The 16875-nt window shown below is 69.4% G+C and carries 15 protein-coding genes; 12 read left to right on the top strand and 3 right to left on the bottom strand.

Annotation, left to right across the window (positions count from 1 at the left end; genetic code table 11):
- Window positions 1-170 precede the first annotated feature (170 nt).
- Both IT359_10585 and IT359_10580 read left to right on the top strand, forming a co-directional pair.
- The gene (locus IT359_10585) at window positions 171-704 is read left to right on the top strand and encodes a hypothetical protein (protein MCC6929425.1); all 534 of its coding nucleotides are present in this window, start codon (window positions 171-173) and stop codon (window positions 702-704) included.
- 16 nt (window positions 705-720) lie between these two features.
- Window positions 721-1359 (top strand): hypothetical protein, encoded by a 639-nt coding sequence (locus IT359_10580; protein ID MCC6929424.1) that lies wholly within the window; start codon window positions 721-723, stop codon window positions 1357-1359.
- 54 nt (window positions 1360-1413) lie between these two features.
- Here the strand turns inward: IT359_10580 and IT359_10575 are convergent, their stop codons facing one another.
- Entirely contained in the window at window positions 1414-4104 is a 2691-nt protein-coding gene (locus IT359_10575; GenBank protein ID MCC6929423.1) for a hypothetical protein, read from the bottom strand.
- Between the two features lie 267 nt (window positions 4105-4371).
- On the opposite strand from IT359_10575, the gene IT359_10570 reads away from it, so the two are divergent.
- From IT359_10570 to IT359_10560, 3 genes are all read left to right on the top strand, one after another.
- Entirely contained in the window at window positions 4372-4836 is a 465-nt protein-coding gene (locus IT359_10570) for a hypothetical protein (protein MCC6929422.1), read from the top strand.
- A gap of 173 nt (window positions 4837-5009) precedes the next feature.
- A complete protein-coding gene (locus IT359_10565; GenBank protein ID MCC6929421.1) occupies window positions 5010-6629 on the top strand; it encodes an ABC-F family ATP-binding cassette domain-containing protein in 1620 nt (539 codons plus the stop codon).
- A 141-nt stretch (window positions 6630-6770) separates the two neighbouring features.
- Window positions 6771-7163, top strand: a complete 393-nt coding sequence (locus tag IT359_10560; protein MCC6929420.1) for a biopolymer transporter ExbD — start codon at window positions 6771-6773, stop codon at window positions 7161-7163.
- A gap of 44 nt (window positions 7164-7207) precedes the next feature.
- On the opposite strand, the gene IT359_10555 is transcribed toward IT359_10560, so the two are convergent.
- Window positions 7208-8395 carry a glycoside hydrolase family 27 protein gene (locus IT359_10555; protein MCC6929419.1) on the bottom strand — a complete coding sequence of 396 codons (1188 nt, stop codon included), beginning with the start codon at window positions 8393-8395 and terminating at the stop codon, window positions 7208-7210.
- Window positions 8396-8645: 250 nt separating this feature from the next.
- Here IT359_10555 and IT359_10550 point away from each other — a divergent pair, with 250 nt between their 5' ends.
- The 7 genes from IT359_10550 (at window position 8646) to pepE (ending at window position 16056) form a co-directional block, all read left to right on the top strand.
- Window positions 8646-9263: an outer membrane beta-barrel protein gene (locus tag IT359_10550; GenBank protein MCC6929418.1), complete on the top strand. Its 618-nt coding sequence runs from the start codon at window positions 8646-8648 to the stop codon at window positions 9261-9263.
- Between the two features lie 4 nt (window positions 9264-9267).
- Complete coding sequence (locus IT359_10545) at window positions 9268-10146, top strand: hypothetical protein (GenBank protein ID MCC6929417.1); 879 nt, start codon at window positions 9268-9270, stop codon at window positions 10144-10146.
- 84 nt (window positions 10147-10230) lie between these two features.
- Window positions 10231-11976 carry a beta-lactamase family protein gene (locus IT359_10540; protein ID MCC6929416.1) on the top strand — a complete coding sequence of 582 codons (1746 nt, stop codon included), beginning with the start codon at window positions 10231-10233 and terminating at the stop codon, window positions 11974-11976.
- Window positions 11977-12024: 48 nt separating this feature from the next.
- Complete coding sequence (locus IT359_10535; protein MCC6929415.1) at window positions 12025-13638, top strand: OPT/YSL family transporter; 1614 nt, start codon at window positions 12025-12027, stop codon at window positions 13636-13638.
- An 80-nt stretch (window positions 13639-13718) separates the two neighbouring features.
- Window positions 13719-14660: a DUF1177 domain-containing protein gene (locus IT359_10530; GenBank protein ID MCC6929414.1), complete on the top strand. Its 942-nt coding sequence runs from the start codon at window positions 13719-13721 to the stop codon at window positions 14658-14660.
- Between the two features lie 2 nt (window positions 14661-14662).
- Complete coding sequence (locus tag IT359_10525; protein MCC6929413.1) at window positions 14663-15358, top strand: AroM family protein; 696 nt, start codon at window positions 14663-14665, stop codon at window positions 15356-15358.
- Entirely contained in the window at window positions 15358-16056 is a 699-nt protein-coding gene (pepE, locus tag IT359_10520; protein MCC6929412.1) for a dipeptidase PepE, read from the top strand. The genes IT359_10525 and pepE overlap by 1 nt, the downstream gene beginning before the upstream one ends.
- Window positions 16057-16077: 21 nt before the next feature.
- On the opposite strand, the gene IT359_10515 is transcribed toward pepE, so the two are convergent.
- On the bottom strand, window positions 16078-16827 hold the full coding sequence (locus IT359_10515; protein MCC6929411.1) for a hypothetical protein: 750 nt from the start codon (window positions 16825-16827) through the stop codon (window positions 16078-16080).
- Between the last annotated feature and the right edge of the window lie 48 nt (window positions 16828-16875).

Raw genomic sequence — 16875 nt, 5'->3', positions numbered from 1 at the left:
TCCACCGGCGACCTGGCGCGGCCCGACCCCTGCTCCGGCTGATCATACCTCGGAACCCGGCGGCGCCGCGCCTGTACTAGACGGTTGCAGCTCGAAGCCGGCTTTCGTCGATCCACGCGCAATGATATGTGAGGCGACCAATGGGTCCTGGATCGTTCAGGCGGAGGGAGGTGTCGACGCGTCGAACTCACTTCGGAAGCCCCATCGCCGCGTTGCTCCTGGCGGCCGTCGCGTGCCGCACGCCGGCACCGACGACGGCGCTCACCCCGCTGAGCATCCCCATGCGCGCCGAGCTGCGCCCCATCTCGCCCGGCGTCGACTCGGTCCGGTTCACGGCGCAGGCCCGCATCCGGAACGCGTCAGGCGATACGCTGACGTTCGAGACGACGTGTGGCGGCGCGGGACTCGTTCTTCAGTTCGACTATGGAGGGCATTGGCGCCCCGTGCTGGATGGCGTCGTCATCCGCGATTGCCTCACCATGTACACCGAAACCCGAGTTGCACCTGGCGACTCCGCCGTCCTCAGCCACGTGATCGGCGGTGCGCGCGGGGAGCGCGCACTCGCGGTCCGCTGGGTCGCACCGCTTCCCGGGCGCTATCGATTCATCGCCACCGCCAGTCGCTGTGTACGAAACACGCGGCGCGACTGCTGGGTGACGCTTGTCAGCGCGCCGTTCGAGGTCAATACTGTACAGACCAACTGAGACGAGGAGGAGGACGATGTGGAGAGCCGCAATCGGTGGCGCGATCATCCTGGCGGGCGTGGCGATGCATCCGCCTGTCGCGGGGGCGCAGGGTGCGCGAGCGGCGTGGCCCCTCTCGCCCAGCAGCACGCTCACGGCAAGCGCCCGGCTTCGCAGTACCGCCGTCGCCGTGTCGGTCGAGCTGACGCAGCCCGCGATCCTTCTCCCGTTAGGCTACCACGAGGAGCGCGGCTGGTTTCTCCTCGAGCCGTTCGCGTCGCTCCCGGTTCGCGCTCCGGGAGAGCAGACGGTGCAGTACCCCCGGAAGAGTGGCCCGCTAGTGCCACCGTCCGGGACCGGTAGCGGATCGCCGGACTACCCGCCGGCGGGTCTTGGATGCGGCGCTGCGGGCGGGGTCGTCAACCCCGCAACGGGACACTGTGGCATGGGCGGGAGCGAGACCATCGGGCTCGCGACTGACGTCGGCATCGGGCCGGCGGATTACCGCGCGGTCGTGGTGCGCGTGAGTCCCGGCTTTCCCGCCGCGGCGCTCGACTCCGTGCTGCGCGCAACGAACGGGCGCCCTCCCATGGTGGGCCTGACGCAGCTCGCGCGCGCCCTGTCCGAGCGTGACTCGACCGCGGCGTGGGCCCTGGTGCGGGTGCCGCGCGGCTGAGCGCGCGGCGGCCGATCGCGATGGCGCCATCGCGCGGCGCCGCGCGGTGTTCGTTCAGCGCAGCACGAAGAGCACGGTCGGATCGAGCGGATAGCGCCCAAAGCGCGCCCCGTACAGGGCGAGCCCGCCGGGGAGTGCGTCGCTCACTTCCATCCGTATCACGATCTCGCCACGAGCCGCGGACTCGGCCAGCGCGGGCGCGGCGATGGGGATGCGCAGCAGCTCGCCGTACGAACCGGCTTCGGTCAACGTGCCGTCGAATCGCTGGGCGTTCCAGCTCAGGATGCCGCGTGAATCGGCGGGATCGTCGGACAGCTCGCGTCGTGCAGCGACCGCTCCGTTCACGCGCACGGTGACGGCGCTGGGGAACTTGTAGGTGCTCGTCATGGGGTAGGCGTTGCTGTTGAGGCTCCGATCGTGCAGGCCGCCCCCTCGCATGTAGTCGCCGCTCGCGCGCGCCGTCGAGTCGCGGTCCTTGCCGTTGAGGCGCTTGGACGAGGCCTCCACGAGGAAGCTCGCGCTGGCCACGTCCTCGGCGCGCAATCCCCTTGGCCAGGGGATGCGATACTCCACATATCCGCTGCCGGCGCCGTTGAACTTGGCGTCGCCGAATACGTTCCACTGCTTGAGCGACCAGCGCGCGTCGCCCGGTGCCGCCACGCCCACGCGCGACGCGCGCACGCGGCGACCGTCGGCGAGCGTTCCGCTGTCGGGGGCTCCTTCCACGATGTAGGTCGTGAAGTTGTGGTGCAGCACATTCCCGGCGTCGTCCGACAGCTGCACGGCCAGCACCGACACGCTCGGCTCGTTAGGTGTGGAGATCGAGAGCGGGGGGAGCGGCGCCGAGGTCCAGGGGCGATACGGGACGCGCATCGAGTAGCTGCCGTAGGCGCGGCGCTCGCCGAAGCTGTTCCATCCCGACAGCTCGGCGCGCAGCGTGAGCGAATCGCCGTGCGAGGCGGCGCCAGTCAGGAACGAGGCATAGAGCGGGACGTCGATACGCGCCCCCGCCGGGACGACGTGGCTCAGGAGCGAGTCGCCAACGGCGATGTAGAACGGGGCGTGCAGGTCGTTCAACGTCATGCCCGGCACGAGGTCGCCAAAGCCCGTCTCCTTCGCCGAGCGGTCGAAGCGCACGTAGCCGTTCCACTCGTTGATGACGTCGTGGTGCTCGGTGTAGAGCCACCCGGCCACCTTGGGATGGCGCCGGAAGGCGTCCATCGCGCGCCGGTAGTCCCAGCTCCAGTCCACGTCACCCGTGCTCCCCTTGTAGCCCCAGACGTTGCCGAACTCCGAATTGAGCATCGGTTGCGCGCCCTGCGTCCAGCCGCGCTCGAAGTGGAAGGGCGAGCCAGTGTAGGTGCTGTCGCTCAGCCGCTTCACGAACGATTCCCAGCGCCACCCGGCGAGGTACTCGTGCCAGGTATTGAGGTCGGTCTCCGTGTGTCCGGCGCCGCAGCAGATGGAGTTGTCCTCGATGAGGCGCGTGGCGTCGAGCGACTTGGCCAGGCGGTAGACGCTGGCCACCTTGCGCTGCGTCTCGTTGGTGTAGCGCTCGTCGTTCTCCACCTTGGTGCGCAACCCCCACGTCTCGTTGAACATGACGTAGGAGAAGACCGACGGGTGATTGTAGTCGCGATCGATCATGCCGCGGAGCGCCGTCTCGTGCTCCCGGAACGCGGCGGAATCCGGCGGCCCCCACCAGTTGGGAACATCGGCCATGATGAGGACGCCGAGCTTGTCGGCCCAGTAGAGCTTGCGCGGCGACTCGATCTTGATGTGCTCGCGCAGCCCGTTGAGCCCGATCTGTCGGGCGAGGAGGATCTCGTTGCGCAGGGCGCTGTCGGTCGGGAAGGTGTAGAAGCCGGTGGGGTGGTACGCCTGGTCGAGGGCGAGCTGCAGGTACACCGGCTGTCCATTGATGGCCACGTACGGATGCCGGGTTCCCGGCAGCTGCACGACGGAGACGGTGCGCATGCCGAAGTAGGTCTTCACCCGGTCCTCGGCGACCCCCGCGCCGCCGACGCTCACCGTGACGTCGTGGAGGAACGGGTCATCGAGCGACCAGGGACGTGCACCGGGCAAGGGGACGTCGACGTGGACGCTGGTGGCACCTGGCGGCACGCTTGCCGTCACGTCGCCCTGCCCCGGCCGGTTGGTGAAGGCGAGGCGCAGCCGCAACCCGGCCGGGGCCGGCTCGCGCAACCGGACGTCGACCCCCACGCCGGCGAGGTCGGCACGCGGTGTGTAGTGCACCGCCTCGAGCGGATGGCTGCCGCGCGCCTCGAGGTACACCGTCTGCCACATCCCGCGCGCCTTCCCGTATCCCTGCTTTCCCTCGAGCTTGAAGGGGTGGTCGGTATCGTCGACGCGGATCGTTAGGCGCTGGGCGGTCCCGACGGCCAGTGGCGCCGGGAGCTCGAAGGCGAACGGGGTGTAGCCCCCTTGGTGCGTCCCGAGGAGCTTGCCGTCGAGCCACGCCGAGGTGCGCCAATCGGAGGCGCCGATCACGAGGAAGACGCGCCGCCCCGTCCAGGCCGCGGGAATCGTGACCGCTCGCGAGTACCAGCCGATGGCCGCGCTATCGGGGACTCCCGAGGCCGGTGCGCCCCACGAGAAGGGGACGAGGATGTCGCGCGTCCCCGGGAGGGCGCGCTGCGCCCAGCCCTCGCGCTCGCCCGCGTCGGCGGCGTCGAAGGCGAAGCGCCATCGCCCGTTGAGGTTGAGCCAGTCGGCGCGCTCCAAGTCGGGGCGCGGATGCTCGGGGAGCGGGATCTCCGATGGGCCAGGGAGCTGCGCGGCGAGCGTGCGGCTGGCGAGGAGGATGGCCGCGGTCAGGGAAAGCAGCGTGTGGCGAATGGGGACGTGCCCTCGGGTGCGGGTCCTGGCGTCACGAAGGGAGCGGGATCAAGATCGCCGTTGTGGACGTAGATTGCACGTCCGTGCCCATCATGGTGTTCACGTTTCGCGGAACGAGCGGCATGCTCGATGGAAGAAGATGAACCCACGAACGTGGGCACCCGCGCGCTCCCGCACGCTCGTCGTCGCCTGCTCCGACGGGCGGCTGCAGGTGCGACCGATGCGTTTCTCTCCTCCCACCTCGGGCTCACGGAGTACGACCGCTTCTATGTGCCCGGCGGCGGCGGGGCGCTCGCCTCGAGCGGACGCGACTTCATCCGCGCGCAGCAGTTGCGCCGCGAATGCCAGTATCTCATCACGCTGCACGACGTCGAGCACGTCCTGCTCCTCTTTCATGGCCCGTCGATCGGCGGACCGCCGGAGGCGATGTGCGCCGACTATCGGCGCAAGATCGCGGGCGCGTCGCCAGCGACCATTCGCGCGCGTCAGGCGCGCGATGCGGCCGACCTCGTCGAACGTCGTGACGAGTGGGCGGGAACAGCGAGCGTGTCGGTGTACTGGTGCGAGGTCGGCCCCTCGCTCGCCATTTCGTTTCGGCCCATGACGCTCGAGGACTAGCTGGCGACGACGCCTCTCGACGAGGGAGTCCGGCCGGGCGCGGCAGGCGTTTAGCTTTCCCGTCGTGTGTCGCAGCTCGCGCGTGATGCTCGCGCGTGATGCTCGCGCGCGATGCATGCGCGTGCGCATACGCACTCGCGCTCGGCGCCTCCTCGCCCCTCGTCCACCTTCGCGTGACCCTCCTCTCGCTCGCCAACGTCGGCCTCTCCTTCGGCGCGACTGAACTCTTCAAGGACGTCGCCTTCACCGTTGCCGATGGCGAACGCTGGGGAATCATCGGCCGCAACGGCGCCGGCAAGTCATCGATCTTCAAGCTCATCACCGGGGAGCTCAAGCCGACCGTGGGGAGCGTGGCGCGCAAGCCGGGGCTGCGGCATGCGCTGCTGGACCAGCACCGCGCCTTCGAGGGAGCGACGACGGTGTGGGAGGCGGGGGCGGCGGCCTGGCGAGAGGTGATCGCGCTCGAGCAGCGCCTGGCCGAGATGGCGATGGAGATGGGAGAACTCGGCGACAAGGTCACCGACGACTTCCTGGCGCGCTTCGGGCACGAGCAGGAGCGATTCGGCGACCTAGGCGGCTACATCTACCACGCGCGCGTCGATGCGGTGCTGCAGGGGCTTGGTTTCGACGCCGAGGAATCGAAGACGCGCCCTGTGTCGACGCTGTCGGGTGGCGAGCGGGGGCGCGTGGGGCTGGCGGCGCAGCTCATTGCACCTGCCGACCTGCTGCTGCTCGACGAGCCGACCAACCACCTCGACCTCGACACCACCACCTGGCTGCAGGAGTGGCTGCACGAGGCCAACGAGACGGTGATCGTCGTCTCGCACGACCGCGCCTTCATGGACGCCATCTGCACGCACATCCTGCACGTGGAAGGGAAGACGAGCGAGTGGTACCGGGGGAACTACTCGCAGTTTGTCCCGCAGCGGGCCGAGCGTCGCCTCACGCGCGAGCGCGAGCTGGAGCGGCAGCGCGCGTATGTGAAGAAGGAGGAGGAGTACATCCGGCGGAACATCGCCGGGGTGAACTCGTTCCAGGCGAAGGGGAAGCGCAAGCGGCTGGAGCGGTTGCCACGCCTCGCGCCGCCGCCGGGCGATCCGGCCGCGATGTCGCTGCAGTTCGAGGTCGCCGACCGCGGCGGGGACCAGGTGATCGCGGTGAAGGAGCTGCGCGTGGAGGTGCCGGGGCGCGTTCTGGTGGACGACTTCACGGCCGTGCTGCGGCGCAACGACTTTGTCGCGCTCGTGGGGCCTAACGGCGCGGGGAAGTCGTCGTTCATCTCGACGATCATCGGCGATCGCACGCCGGCCGCTGGCGAGGCGCGGATCGGCGGGTCGATCACCCCTTCCTGGTTCCGGCAGGACCTGGGCGACCTCCCGCTCGACAAGTCGCTGGCCGACGCGATCCTGGACCATCGCCCGCTGTGGAACCGTGGCCAGGTGCAAAACTGCCTGGGGGCCTTCGGCTTCAGTGGCGACGAGGTCTTTCGCGAGATCCGCACGCTGAGCGGCGGCGAGCGGGCGCGCATGGCACTGGCGCTGATGACGCTCTCGCACGCGAACCTCCTGATCCTCGACGAGCCGACCAACCATCTCGACGTGGAGAACATCGAGGCGTTGGAGGATGCGCTGGAGGACTATGAGGGTTCGGTGCTGCTGGTGAGCCATGACCGCGCCTTCCTGCGCGAGGTGGCGACGCGCGTGTGGGCCTTCGACGGGACGCACCTGGTGGACTTCGACGGGCCGTTCGTGGAGTGGGAGGAGGATCGGAAGCGGCGGGCGGGGAAGCGGTAACGCCCTCCCGGCGCTCCCGCGGGCGGCGCCGCGTGGCCTTCATCGATTCCTCATGCGTCCTTCATGCGCTCGCCATGCTTCCGCAAGCGCGCGCTCATCCGGTGGTTGCACGCTGTCCTGCACCCAACTCCTGGAGGACGCATGCGATCCGTCTCGATCCCCGGGCTCACGCGCGAGCCCAACGTCGTCCCGATGATCGACGTGCTTCTGGTCCTACTGGTCATCTTCATGATCGCGCAGGTGGCGGTGCGCAAGGAGTTCCCGCTCCAGCTCCCGCAGGACGAGGGGACATCGGCGTCCGAGCCCTCGCTGGTGCTCAGCGTCGAGGCAGGCCCCCGTTACGTGCTCAATGGGATCGATATCGCGCCGGGTGAACTCACGGCTCGGCTGCAACAGGTCGTTCGGGATCGTCCGCGGAAGATCCTCTTCGTGCGCGGGGCGCCAACGGTTCGATACCAGGACGTCGTGACGGCGTTCGACGCCGCGCGGGGCGCGGGGGTGCACGTGACGGGCGTGGTGCCACGCCGCCCGTAGGGGGCGGCGCGGCTCCCATCGCCAAGGCCAGCGTCGGGGCGACGTTACTTCACCGGCCACACCCGCAGCATCACCACGCCGTGCGACGGCACCGTCGCCGCATAACGAGTCTCGACGACACCAACGTCGCTGTGCGCCCACAGGTCGCGCACGCGACCGCGCGTGGCACCGAGCCCCACCCGCCCCCAGTCGGCGGTGATGGTGGTGGAGACGGAGGCGCGGTTGAAGAGGAGGACGGCGCGCGACCCGTCGGCCAGCGGCTTGGACCAGACCTGCGTCTCGCTCGGCGACGCCTGCACGATGGTTGCCTGGCGGCCGAGCGAGTCCTGATCGACGGCGATCACCTCGCGGTTGAGGAGAATCTCGCGCACGAGGCGTGCGGCGTCGGTCGAGTCCATCATCGCGCGCACGTCGTTCCCGGCGTTGAGCGGGGCAGCCATCATCGCCCAGAGGGAGAAGTGGGCACGGTATTCGTTAGGCGTCATGCCGCCATTCCCCACCTCGAGCATGTCGGGGTCGTTCCAGCCGCCGGGGCCGGCGACGTGCGAATACTGTACGTTGAGGTCGACGAGGGTGAGGATGCTGCTCCAGCGATCCTGGATGTCGCCCGTGGTGCGCCAGAGGTTGCCCACGCCGGGGGCCCATTCCCATGGGCGGTTGAGCCCCCACTCGCAGATGCTGAGCACCATCGGGCGTCCGGCAGCCGCAAATGCCTCGCGCACGATGCGGTACTGCGTGGGAGCGTCGAGCCCCTCGCTATTGCACCAGTCGACCTTGACATAGTCGACACCCCAGGCGGCGTAGGTCCTCGCGTCGATCGCTTCGTAACCATGGGAACCGGGGCGCCCCTCGCACGTCTTGCGGCCGGCGTCGGTATAGATGCCGAACTTGAGCCCCTTGCCGTGCACGTAGTCGGCCAGCGCCTTCATCCCCGCGGGGAAGCGCACCATGTCGATGACAATAGTCCCCGCGGCGCTGCGCGCCACCTGCCAGCAGTCATCGATCGTGACGTACGTGTAGCCGGCGTCGCGCATCCCGTTGGCGGCGATGGCGTCGGCGGTCTCGCGAATGAGTTTGTCGCTCACGTTGCAGCCGAAGCGGTTCCAGCTGTTCCACCCCATGGGCGGGGTGAGGGCGAGGTTGCCGGGGCGGCGCGGGACGCCCGGCTGGGCAGCGGCCGATGCGACAACGAGCGCCGTGCAGGCAGCGCACACGAGGAGGGAACGAAGCATGATCGGCACAACGTGCGGGAGGATGGACAACGGGAGTTTGCGCCAGTAGCGAGCCGCGAGCGCAATATGGAGCAGCGGTGCCGTCGCGCCAGCATGGACGCGCCCCGCGATTCGATCGGGAGTCGCCCGATCGGGCGACTCCCGATCGGGCGACTCCCGATTGCGCAATCCCGAGCGTGCCGGCAGAGTGGGGCGGACGCTCCAACGGCGGAGCGTCGATGGTGCTTCCCGCTGCCGAGGATTGAACCACATGTCGCGCATCAGCTGTTTTGTCGCACGTTTGTCTGTCTGCTCGCTGTTGGTCATCTGTGCGCGTCCCATGGCGGCGCAGTCGACCGATTCCCTTCCCTTCCGCGCCCGGCAATGGGGGGCGGAGTTCTCCGCGGGCAACGGCTTCGGGAGCGCGGGGTTGCTGCGCTTCCATTCGGCGCGCCGCGCGCTCGTGCTGGACATCGGCGGCTCGGCCTCTCACGGGTCGAGGAGTGCGGAGTCGACGACCACCAACTCGTCGGGACTCGACCTGCGGGTAGGCGAGCGCTTCTACCGTCCCATCACGCGTCGTGTGGTGCAGTTCGCGACAATCGGCGTGGGAGCCAGGCATAGCAACAATACGACGTCGGTGACATGGCTCGGCGGGACGGCCGAGCAGAAGGAGCGCATGTCGGCCGCGGGGATCTTTGGCGGAGTGGGCGCGGGGTGGATGGTCACCCCTCAACTGTCGCTCGGCGCGGCGTACGAGGGGCGCGTGGACTATGCGAGGACGCACCTCGAGATCCGAGGGTCGCAATCGAACGACCGCACGGAGGACCTGAACCAGGTGCAGTTTAGTTTCGGTAATGTTGCGCTGCGCGTCACGCTCTACTTCTGACCCGTTGCGGCTCCTCCTGCTCGCGCTGCCGCCGGTGGCGGCGAGTGCGATGGTATTGCGGTACGGCGAGGTGGGGCGCGGCACCTGGACGGCCCACCTCGTCTCGATCGCGCTTGCTGGCATCCTCGCCATCGCGGGGCATAGGCTCTCCCTGCGCGCGCGACGCGCCGTTCCGGAGTTCGTCATCGCAGCGATGACGCTGGCCGCGCTGGCGTTGCCGCTCCTCGCCGACGCCGACGGCCCCACGCGATGGTTGTCTGTGGGTGGCGTACATCTCTACATGGCGCCGCTCGTGCTTCCCATGTTCCTCGCTTCGGGTGGGGCGCTCGCGCGGAGGGACCGTGCAACGGTATCGCGATGCTGGATTCCGATGATTGCCGCAGCGCTCGCGCTCGCGTTGCAGCCGGACGCGTCGCAGGGACTCGCGCTGCTCGCGGGGGCGGCGACGATTGCATTGACGCATCGCCCAACGCGCGCGCCGGCTGTCGCGGCGCTGGTACTCATTGCCCTGATCGCGGCGTGGAGTACGACGCGCCCCGACCCGCTGCTTCCCGTGCCGCATGTCGAGGGGGTCTTCGCCTTGGCGTTCGCGCATTCGTTCGTGGCGGGGCTCGCGGTCGCGGCAAGCGCCGTCGTCTTCGCGACCGGGCTCGCCTGGTGGTCGCGCCACGACGGCTACTGGCTGGGCGGGGTGGCCGCGTACTACGCGGTGCTGTACGCCGGATCGGTGGCGGGGCGCACGCCGGCGCCGCTCATCGGGTTCGGGGCGGGGCCGATGCTTGGCTTCGGGTTGCTGGTTGGCACCGCGGCATTCGTGAGCGCCGGCGGCGGCTCGGCGTCGCGCGCGCTGCGTCGACAAGGAGACGACGCAAGTCGCCGCTGACGCGCGAGGCGATTCGGGGACATCTTCTGCGCACGTGCACCACTGCGCACCCGCACCACGGCACCACTCCCCCCGGAGCCCCCAATGCGACGCCATTTCCGTCTTTCGTCCCCCGCCCACGCGAAGCGTCTCTCGCGTTGGGCGTTCGTTGGAGCGTTGCAGCTCGCGACGCTCGCCACGCCAGCCGTTGCGCCTGCGCAGCACATCATCGGCACACGCGACGCCCGAGCGCTGCGCGCCGACTCGGTCTTCCAGCGCTTCGATCGCACCGACTCGCCGGGATGCGCGCTCGGCGTGTACCATGACGGGAAGGTGCTCTACGCGCGTGGCTACGGGATGGCGAGCCTGGAGCTCGGCGTCGCCCTCTCGCCGCGCTCCGTGCTCGACGTGGGGTCGATCTCGAAGCAGTTCACGGCGATGGCGATCCTGCTGCTGCAGCAGGAGGGGAAGCTTTCGCTCGACGACCCGATCCGTAAGTACATCCCGGAGATGCCTGCCTATGCCGACCGCGTGACGCTGCGCCGTGCGCTGTCGCAGACGAGCGGGCTGCGCGACCTCTACGTGATGTGGAGCCAGACCGGGCGCGCCTTCGCCGGCGACACGGTGGATGCGTTGCGCGTGATCACGCGCTCGGCGGAGCCCAACTACGAGCCGGGGGCGCGTTACCTCTACACCAACTCGGGGTGGATCCTCGCGGCGCAGATCGTCTACCGCCTCACGGGGAAGACGCTGGCGCAGTTTGCCGACGAGCGGATCTTCAAGCCGTTAGGCATGCTCGACACGCGCTACCTGTCGGATGCATCGCTGGTCATTCCCAACCTGGCAACAGCCTACGCACCGCGTGCCGGTGGCGGCTTCCGCGTTGCGCGCTCGCCGTATGACGGGGCAATCATGGGAGCCGGCGCTGTGCACACCACGGTGGAGGACTTCGGGCGCTGGCTGGACAACTACGACGCCGCCACCGTGGGCAGTCGCGACATCATCACCACGATGACGACGGCGACGACGCTCAACGATGGGACGCCGGCCACCTCCGGCGCGACGCAGGCGTACGCGGTCGGGCTCTCCGTTGGGACCATGCGCGGGTTGCGCGTCGTCTCGCATGGCGGGAGCTGGGCGGGGTATCGCGGGCACTTCCTCCGCTTTCCCGACCAGCGCATGGCGATCTCGACGTTCTGCAACCTGTCGACGTCGGGGCCGGACTCGCTGGCCCGAAAGGTCGCAGGCATCTACCTGGGCGACCGGATGCAGCGAGACAGCGCGGTTGAGTGGGGAGCAGCGCTCTCGGCGGCGCCGAAAGTCGAGGAACCAGCATCGGCGCTGCGCACGCTGACCGGGGTGTGGCGCAACGTGGAGCGTGGCGAGGTGCGCAGGCTGCGACTGGCGGGCGACACGCTGGTCTCGCTGGACGGCGAGCGCGCGCGCGTCGTGGCACTGGGCGGTGGGCGCTATCGCGCCGGCAACGCGACCGAGCTGCGCTTCGAGGGAAACGCTGGCGCACCGTCGCGGATGGTGACGCGCACGGCGGCCGAGACGGTGACGTGGACGCGTGCCGACACCGTGTCGCTGACGGCGGCGGCGCTGGCCGAGTACGCGGGGGAGTACCGCAACGACGAGATCGAGACGACGCAGTCGTGGCGTGTCGAGAAGGGGGAGCTGGTGGCGTACGCCAACAACCGCCGGCTGGGCGTGATGGAGCCGGCGTACAAGGACGGCTTCGTGCGCGGGGGCGCGGTGTTCGACGTGCAGCGCGACGCCAGGGGGCGCATTACCGGCTACCTGGTGGAATCGGGGCGGGTGCGGCACCTGCGGTTTGTGCGGGTGCGTTAGGCGTTTCGAGGTGCAAGTGTCTTCAACCTGCCGATGACGCTCCGTGGCATGCCGAGCGTGACCCACCCGCGCACGCTCGCGCCCGCGGTCCTCGTCCCCATCCTCCTCATCAGCGTGCTCGGTGCGGTGGTGGGGATGCAGCTGCTCACCACGCTTGGCGTCACGCCGAACACGTCGCTGATCGGGGCGTTGCTGGCGATGGTGATCGGGCGGCTGCCGCTGGCGCCGCTGCGCGTCTTCCGCTCGGTGCACGCGCAGAACCTGGCGCAGAGCGCGATCTCGGCGGCGACGTTCGGGGCGGCGAACTCGCTCCTCCTTCCAATGGGAGTGCCGTGGGTGCTGGGGCGCCCGGACCTCGTGCTGCCAATGTTTGTCGGCGTGGCGTTGGCGATGCTGCTGGACGCCACGCTGCTGTATCGGATGTTCGACACGCCGGCCTTTCCCGCGACTGGGGCGTGGCCGCCGGGGCGCGCGGCAGCGGAGGCGATTCGCGCCGGCGATGAGGGGGGAAAGCGCGGCGCGTTGTTAGGCGGGAGCGTGGCGCTGGGGATGCTTGGGTCGTGGCTGCACGTCCCGATGGCGGCGTTCGGGACGGCGTTCATCGGCAACGCATGGGCGCTGGCGATGTTCGGGTGCGGACTGCTGGCGAGTGGATACGGAGGGCGCGTGGCGGGGGTGGACCTGCTGGCGCTGCGCATCCCGCACGGGATGATGATCGGTGCGGGGCTGGTGGCGCTGGGGCAGGTGGTGGCGTCGATGCGCGGCGGGAGCCGGGGTGGGAACCCGGGCGGCGCACCTAACGCGGTCGATGGGCAGGAGACATCTCGACCCCACGACGGCGGCGTGGGGCGCACGATGGCGTTCGGCTTCGCCGGCTTCGTGACGATCGCGGCGATCATTGCGCTGGCGGGTGGCGCATGGGCGGAGCTGCAGCCATTGCAACTGGCGGCCTTCATCGTGTATGCGGCGCTGGCGGCGCTGGTCCACGAGATCCTGGTGGGGTTGGCGGCAATGCACTCCGGCTGGTTCCCGGCGTTCGCCGTCGCGCTCATCACGCTGATCGTCGGCATGCTGCTCGGCTTCCCACCGGTCCCGCTGGCGCTGCTGGCGGGCTTTTCGGTGAGCACCGGGCCGGCTTTCGCCGACATGGGGTACGACCTCAAGGCTGGTTTCCTCCTGCGCGACGAGGGGCGCGATGCGGCGTTCGAGCGCGTGGGACGTCGCGAACAGTTCATCGCGGCGATGGCCGCCTTCCTCACGGCGGGGGTCGTGGTGCTCCTCGCCTGGCGCGGCTACTTCGCGCGCGACCTCGTGCCGCCGGTGGCGCGCGTGTACGTGGCGACGATCCAGTCGGGGGTGGAGCCGGGGGTGGCGCGCGCGCTCCTGCTGTGGGCCATTCCCGGGGCCGTGTTGCAACTGGCGGGTGGATCGGCGCGACAGCTCGGCGTGCTGCTGGCCACGGGATTGCTCATCGCCAACCCGGCGGCGGGGTGGGCGGTGCTGGCCGGGCTCGTGGTCCGCCTTGCCGTGCCGAGGCTGCGCCCCCGGACCGACCCTCGCGCACTGGAGGCGATGGCGGCAGGTTTCATTGCCGGCGACGCGCTCTTTGCCTTCGGCGACGCCATGGTGCGCCAGGGCGGAAGCGCGTCTCGGGGACGCTGAGCCCCCGCTGAGTCCCTGCCGAGTGCACGCGGAGCCGCCGCGCTCGTTATGCGTCCAACCTTCACACGTCGTTCCACGTCATGAGCCTCGCCCACACACTCGCCGCCTTCGAAGCGCTCGACTCGCCGACGGCCAGCGCCGGCACCGTCATCGACCTGGTGGGCGACGGCGATGGCATCACGGTCACGACGGAGACGGTGCGCGGGGAGAAGGGCTCGACTGACTTCGTCCGCATCGACATCCGGGGAGCGCGGGGACGCGCGGCCGGTGGCAGCGCCCCCACGCTGGGGATCGTTGGGCGACTGGGCGGAGTGGGAGCACGGCCGCAACGCATCGGGTTGGTGTCCGACGCAGATGGCGCGGTGGCGGCGGTGGCCATCGCGCGCAAGCTCGCGGCGATGCGTCGCGCCGGTGACGTGCTTGCCGGTGACGTGATCGTCTGCACCCACATCTGCCCCAACGCCCCCACCAAGCCGCACTCCCCGGTGGACTTCATGGATTCGCCGGTGTCGATCGAGATCATGAATGCGCGCGAAGTGACGCCGGAGATGGACGCGGTGCTCTCGATCGACACGACGAAGGGGAACCGCGTCCTCAACCATCGCGGCATCGCCATCTCGCCCACGGTGAAGGAGGGGTGGATCCTGCGCGTGTCGCCCGACCTGCTGCGCGTGATGGAGATGACGACTGGGCGCGCGCCGGTGACCTTCCCCGTCACGATGCAGGACATCACGCCGTACGGAAACGGGGTGGACCACATCAACAGCATCTTGCAGCCGGCGACAGCGACTGCTGCGCCGGTGGTCGGGATCGCGATTGGCGCGGAGACGGTGGTGCCGGGGTGCGGAACGGGGGCGAGCCACGAAGTGGACATCGCCGAGGCCGTGCGCTTCGCGATCGAAGTGGCGAAGGAGGTGGGTGCCGGGACGTGCCAGCTGCACGACACGGCGGAGTTCGACCGGCTGGTGTCGCTGTACGGCGACATGCGCCGGCTGCAGGGGCACGCGGCGCGGAGCGCCTGACGATGCCGCGCCCGCTCGTCGGCACGATCACCATCGGGCAGGCGCCGCGAAGCGACGTGACGCCGATTCTCGAGAGCCACCTCCCGGCGGCGACGTCGTGCCTGCACGTGGGAGTACTGGACGGACTTGCGCCTGACGAGATCGCCGGACGCTTCGGATACCGCGCGGGCAATCGCCTGCTGGTGACACGACTCCTCGACGGGACGAGCGTGCGGCTCGACGGCGCGCGCGTCGAGGGGGCGGTGCGCACGCTGGTGCAGACGCTCGAATCGCAGGGGTGCGGCGTGATCGTCGTGCTGTGCACGGGCGTCTTCCACGGGTTGGAGACGCGCGCGGCGTGGCTGGTCGAGCCTGACCGGGTGATCCCTCCCCTGCTCAAGGCCATCGTGGGTGGGCGAGCGTTAGGCGTGATGGTCCCGGATGCGGCGCAGGTGACGTCGGAGGCGGGGAAGTGGGGGGCGATGGTGCAGCCGCCGATCTACGCGGCCGCGTCGCCGTACGCACACGACGTGGCTGCGTTGCGCGTGGGCGCCGCGACGCTACGCGAACGCGGCACGGCGGCGATCGTCCTCGACTGCATTGGCTACACCGAGTTCCATCGGCAGGTAGCGGTCGAGGCGTCGGGACTCCCGGTGTTGCTCTCGAACGCCATCGCGGCGCGCGTGACGGCGGAACTCGTGTCCTCGTGGGGGGCGTAGTGGAACTCCTGCTGCTGAGCAACTCGCGCAACACCGGCGCGCCCTATCTCGCGCACGCACTCGACGCGATCGCCGAGATCGTCGGCGAGCGGCGACGTATCTTCTTCGTCCCGTTTGCCGGCGTGACGGTGTCGTGGGACGACTATGCGAACAACGTGCGCTCGGCGCTCGAGCCGTTGCGGCTCGACATCCGGTCGGCGCATGAGGGAGCGGTGCTCGAGGAGTGCGAGGTGGTGATGGTAGGTGGCGGGAACACCTTTCACCTGCTCAAGGAGTGCCGCGACGCGGGATTGCTGCCACGCATCCAGCGACAGGTGCGCGCGGGCGCTCCGTACATCGGCTGGAGCGCGGGCTCCAACCTCGCCTGCCCCACCATCCGCACGACGAACGACATGCCCATCGTCGATCCCCGCGGCTTCGATGCGCTGGGTTTCCTCGACTTTCAGGTCAACCCGCACTTCACCAACGAGCTTCCGGCCGGTCACCAGGGGGAGACGCGGGCCCAGCGGTTGGCCGAGTTTCTCGTGGCAAACTCGGCGGTGCATGTGCTGGGGGTCCCGGAGGGGGATTGGTTGCGGGTGCGCGGGAGCGACGTGCAGCTGGCGGGGCCAAGGCCGGCTCACTGGTTTCGCGCCGGGCAGGAGGTGGTGACGCTGTCCGCCGGATTATTGCCCGCACCACTTGGCGTGCGGGCGTGAGGGCGCACGTCGCCATTGCGCCTAGCAGGCGACGTTGCGTTGCTGCGCGTCCCAGCACCGGTAGTCGGCACTGCCCAACGAGACCTTCCCTGCGCCATCGGCCGGCGTCCAGATGAGGCTGAAGGCGTCGGCCGGGAGATTGCCCATGCGCCTGAGGGCATGGACGCCGCCGTTGATCTCGTAGCCGTACAGCTCCTGCGGACGCTCGATGGCGATCTGCACCCCGGTGTTTGTCTTCACCCATGCGATCCCCAGTACGGGATCGGTCGCGCTGCTCTTGAGGTCGTAGACGTACCACCTGCCCTGCGTGCTGAGGTAGTCGAGCTGGCCGTTGAGCAGGGTGAAGTTGGCAAAGGGCGGCGAGGCGTTCGTCGACGAAATGGCAAGGCGGAACGCGTTGAACGTCCCTTGCCGCCCGCCCAGGAGTTTGCCGGTGTAGTGAACGCCGCCCCGCGTGACGTCGAACGGCCAGGTCCAGTAGTCGTAGGGCTGGGTGACGGTGTGCGTCGCCGCGTTATCGAGGGCGAGTGCGGCCAGCTCGAGGTGCGGCGTCATGAGTGAGTCGACCAGGCGCACGATGCTCAGCGCGTCGGCAAAGTTGCTGTTGGGAGTCGCGGACGCGGCCCTGCTTCGCAGCGCCGAGACATCGACGAGGACGGCATAGCCACGCGGCGGCGGCGGCGGTGTGGTGTGAAAGTCGAGCGCGTTCTCGACCTTGCAGCCGAGCAGGACCAGGAGTGCGAGGGAGAGGCCGGCGAGCGTTGGGCGCATCGAAGCGAGGGCGTGAGTCGCGGAGTTGTCAGCGCAACAGTCTACTGC

Source organism: Gemmatimonadaceae bacterium (assembly GCA_020852815.1).
Taxonomy (GTDB): Bacteria; Gemmatimonadota; Gemmatimonadetes; order Gemmatimonadales; family Gemmatimonadaceae; genus SCN-70-22.
This window is presented reverse-complemented; position numbering and strand designations above follow the sequence as displayed.

Bases quoted from the DNA above. Each gene is read 5' to 3' on its own strand.
- IT359_10515 (MCC6929411.1), bottom strand. From the start codon at position 16,827: ATGCGCCCAACGCTCGCCGGCCTCTCCCTCGCACTCCTGGTCCTGCTC.
- IT359_10580 (MCC6929424.1), top strand. From the start codon at position 721: ATGTGGAGAGCCGCAATCGGTGGCGCGATCATCCTGGCGGGCGTGGCG.
- IT359_10540 (MCC6929416.1), top strand. From the start codon at position 10,231: ATGCGACGCCATTTCCGTCTTTCGTCCCCCGCCCACGCGAAGCGTCTC.
- IT359_10560 (MCC6929420.1), top strand. From the start codon at position 6,771: ATGCGATCCGTCTCGATCCCCGGGCTCACGCGCGAGCCCAACGTCGTC.
- IT359_10555 (MCC6929419.1), bottom strand. From the start codon at position 8,395: ATGCTTCGTTCCCTCCTCGTGTGCGCTGCCTGCACGGCGCTCGTTGTC.
- IT359_10535 (MCC6929415.1), top strand. From the start codon at position 12,025: ATGCCGAGCGTGACCCACCCGCGCACGCTCGCGCCCGCGGTCCTCGTC.
- IT359_10530 (MCC6929414.1), top strand. From the start codon at position 13,719: ATGAGCCTCGCCCACACACTCGCCGCCTTCGAAGCGCTCGACTCGCCG.
- IT359_10525 (MCC6929413.1), top strand. From the start codon at position 14,663: ATGCCGCGCCCGCTCGTCGGCACGATCACCATCGGGCAGGCGCCGCGA.
- IT359_10550 (MCC6929418.1), top strand. From the start codon at position 8,646: ATGTCGCGCATCAGCTGTTTTGTCGCACGTTTGTCTGTCTGCTCGCTG.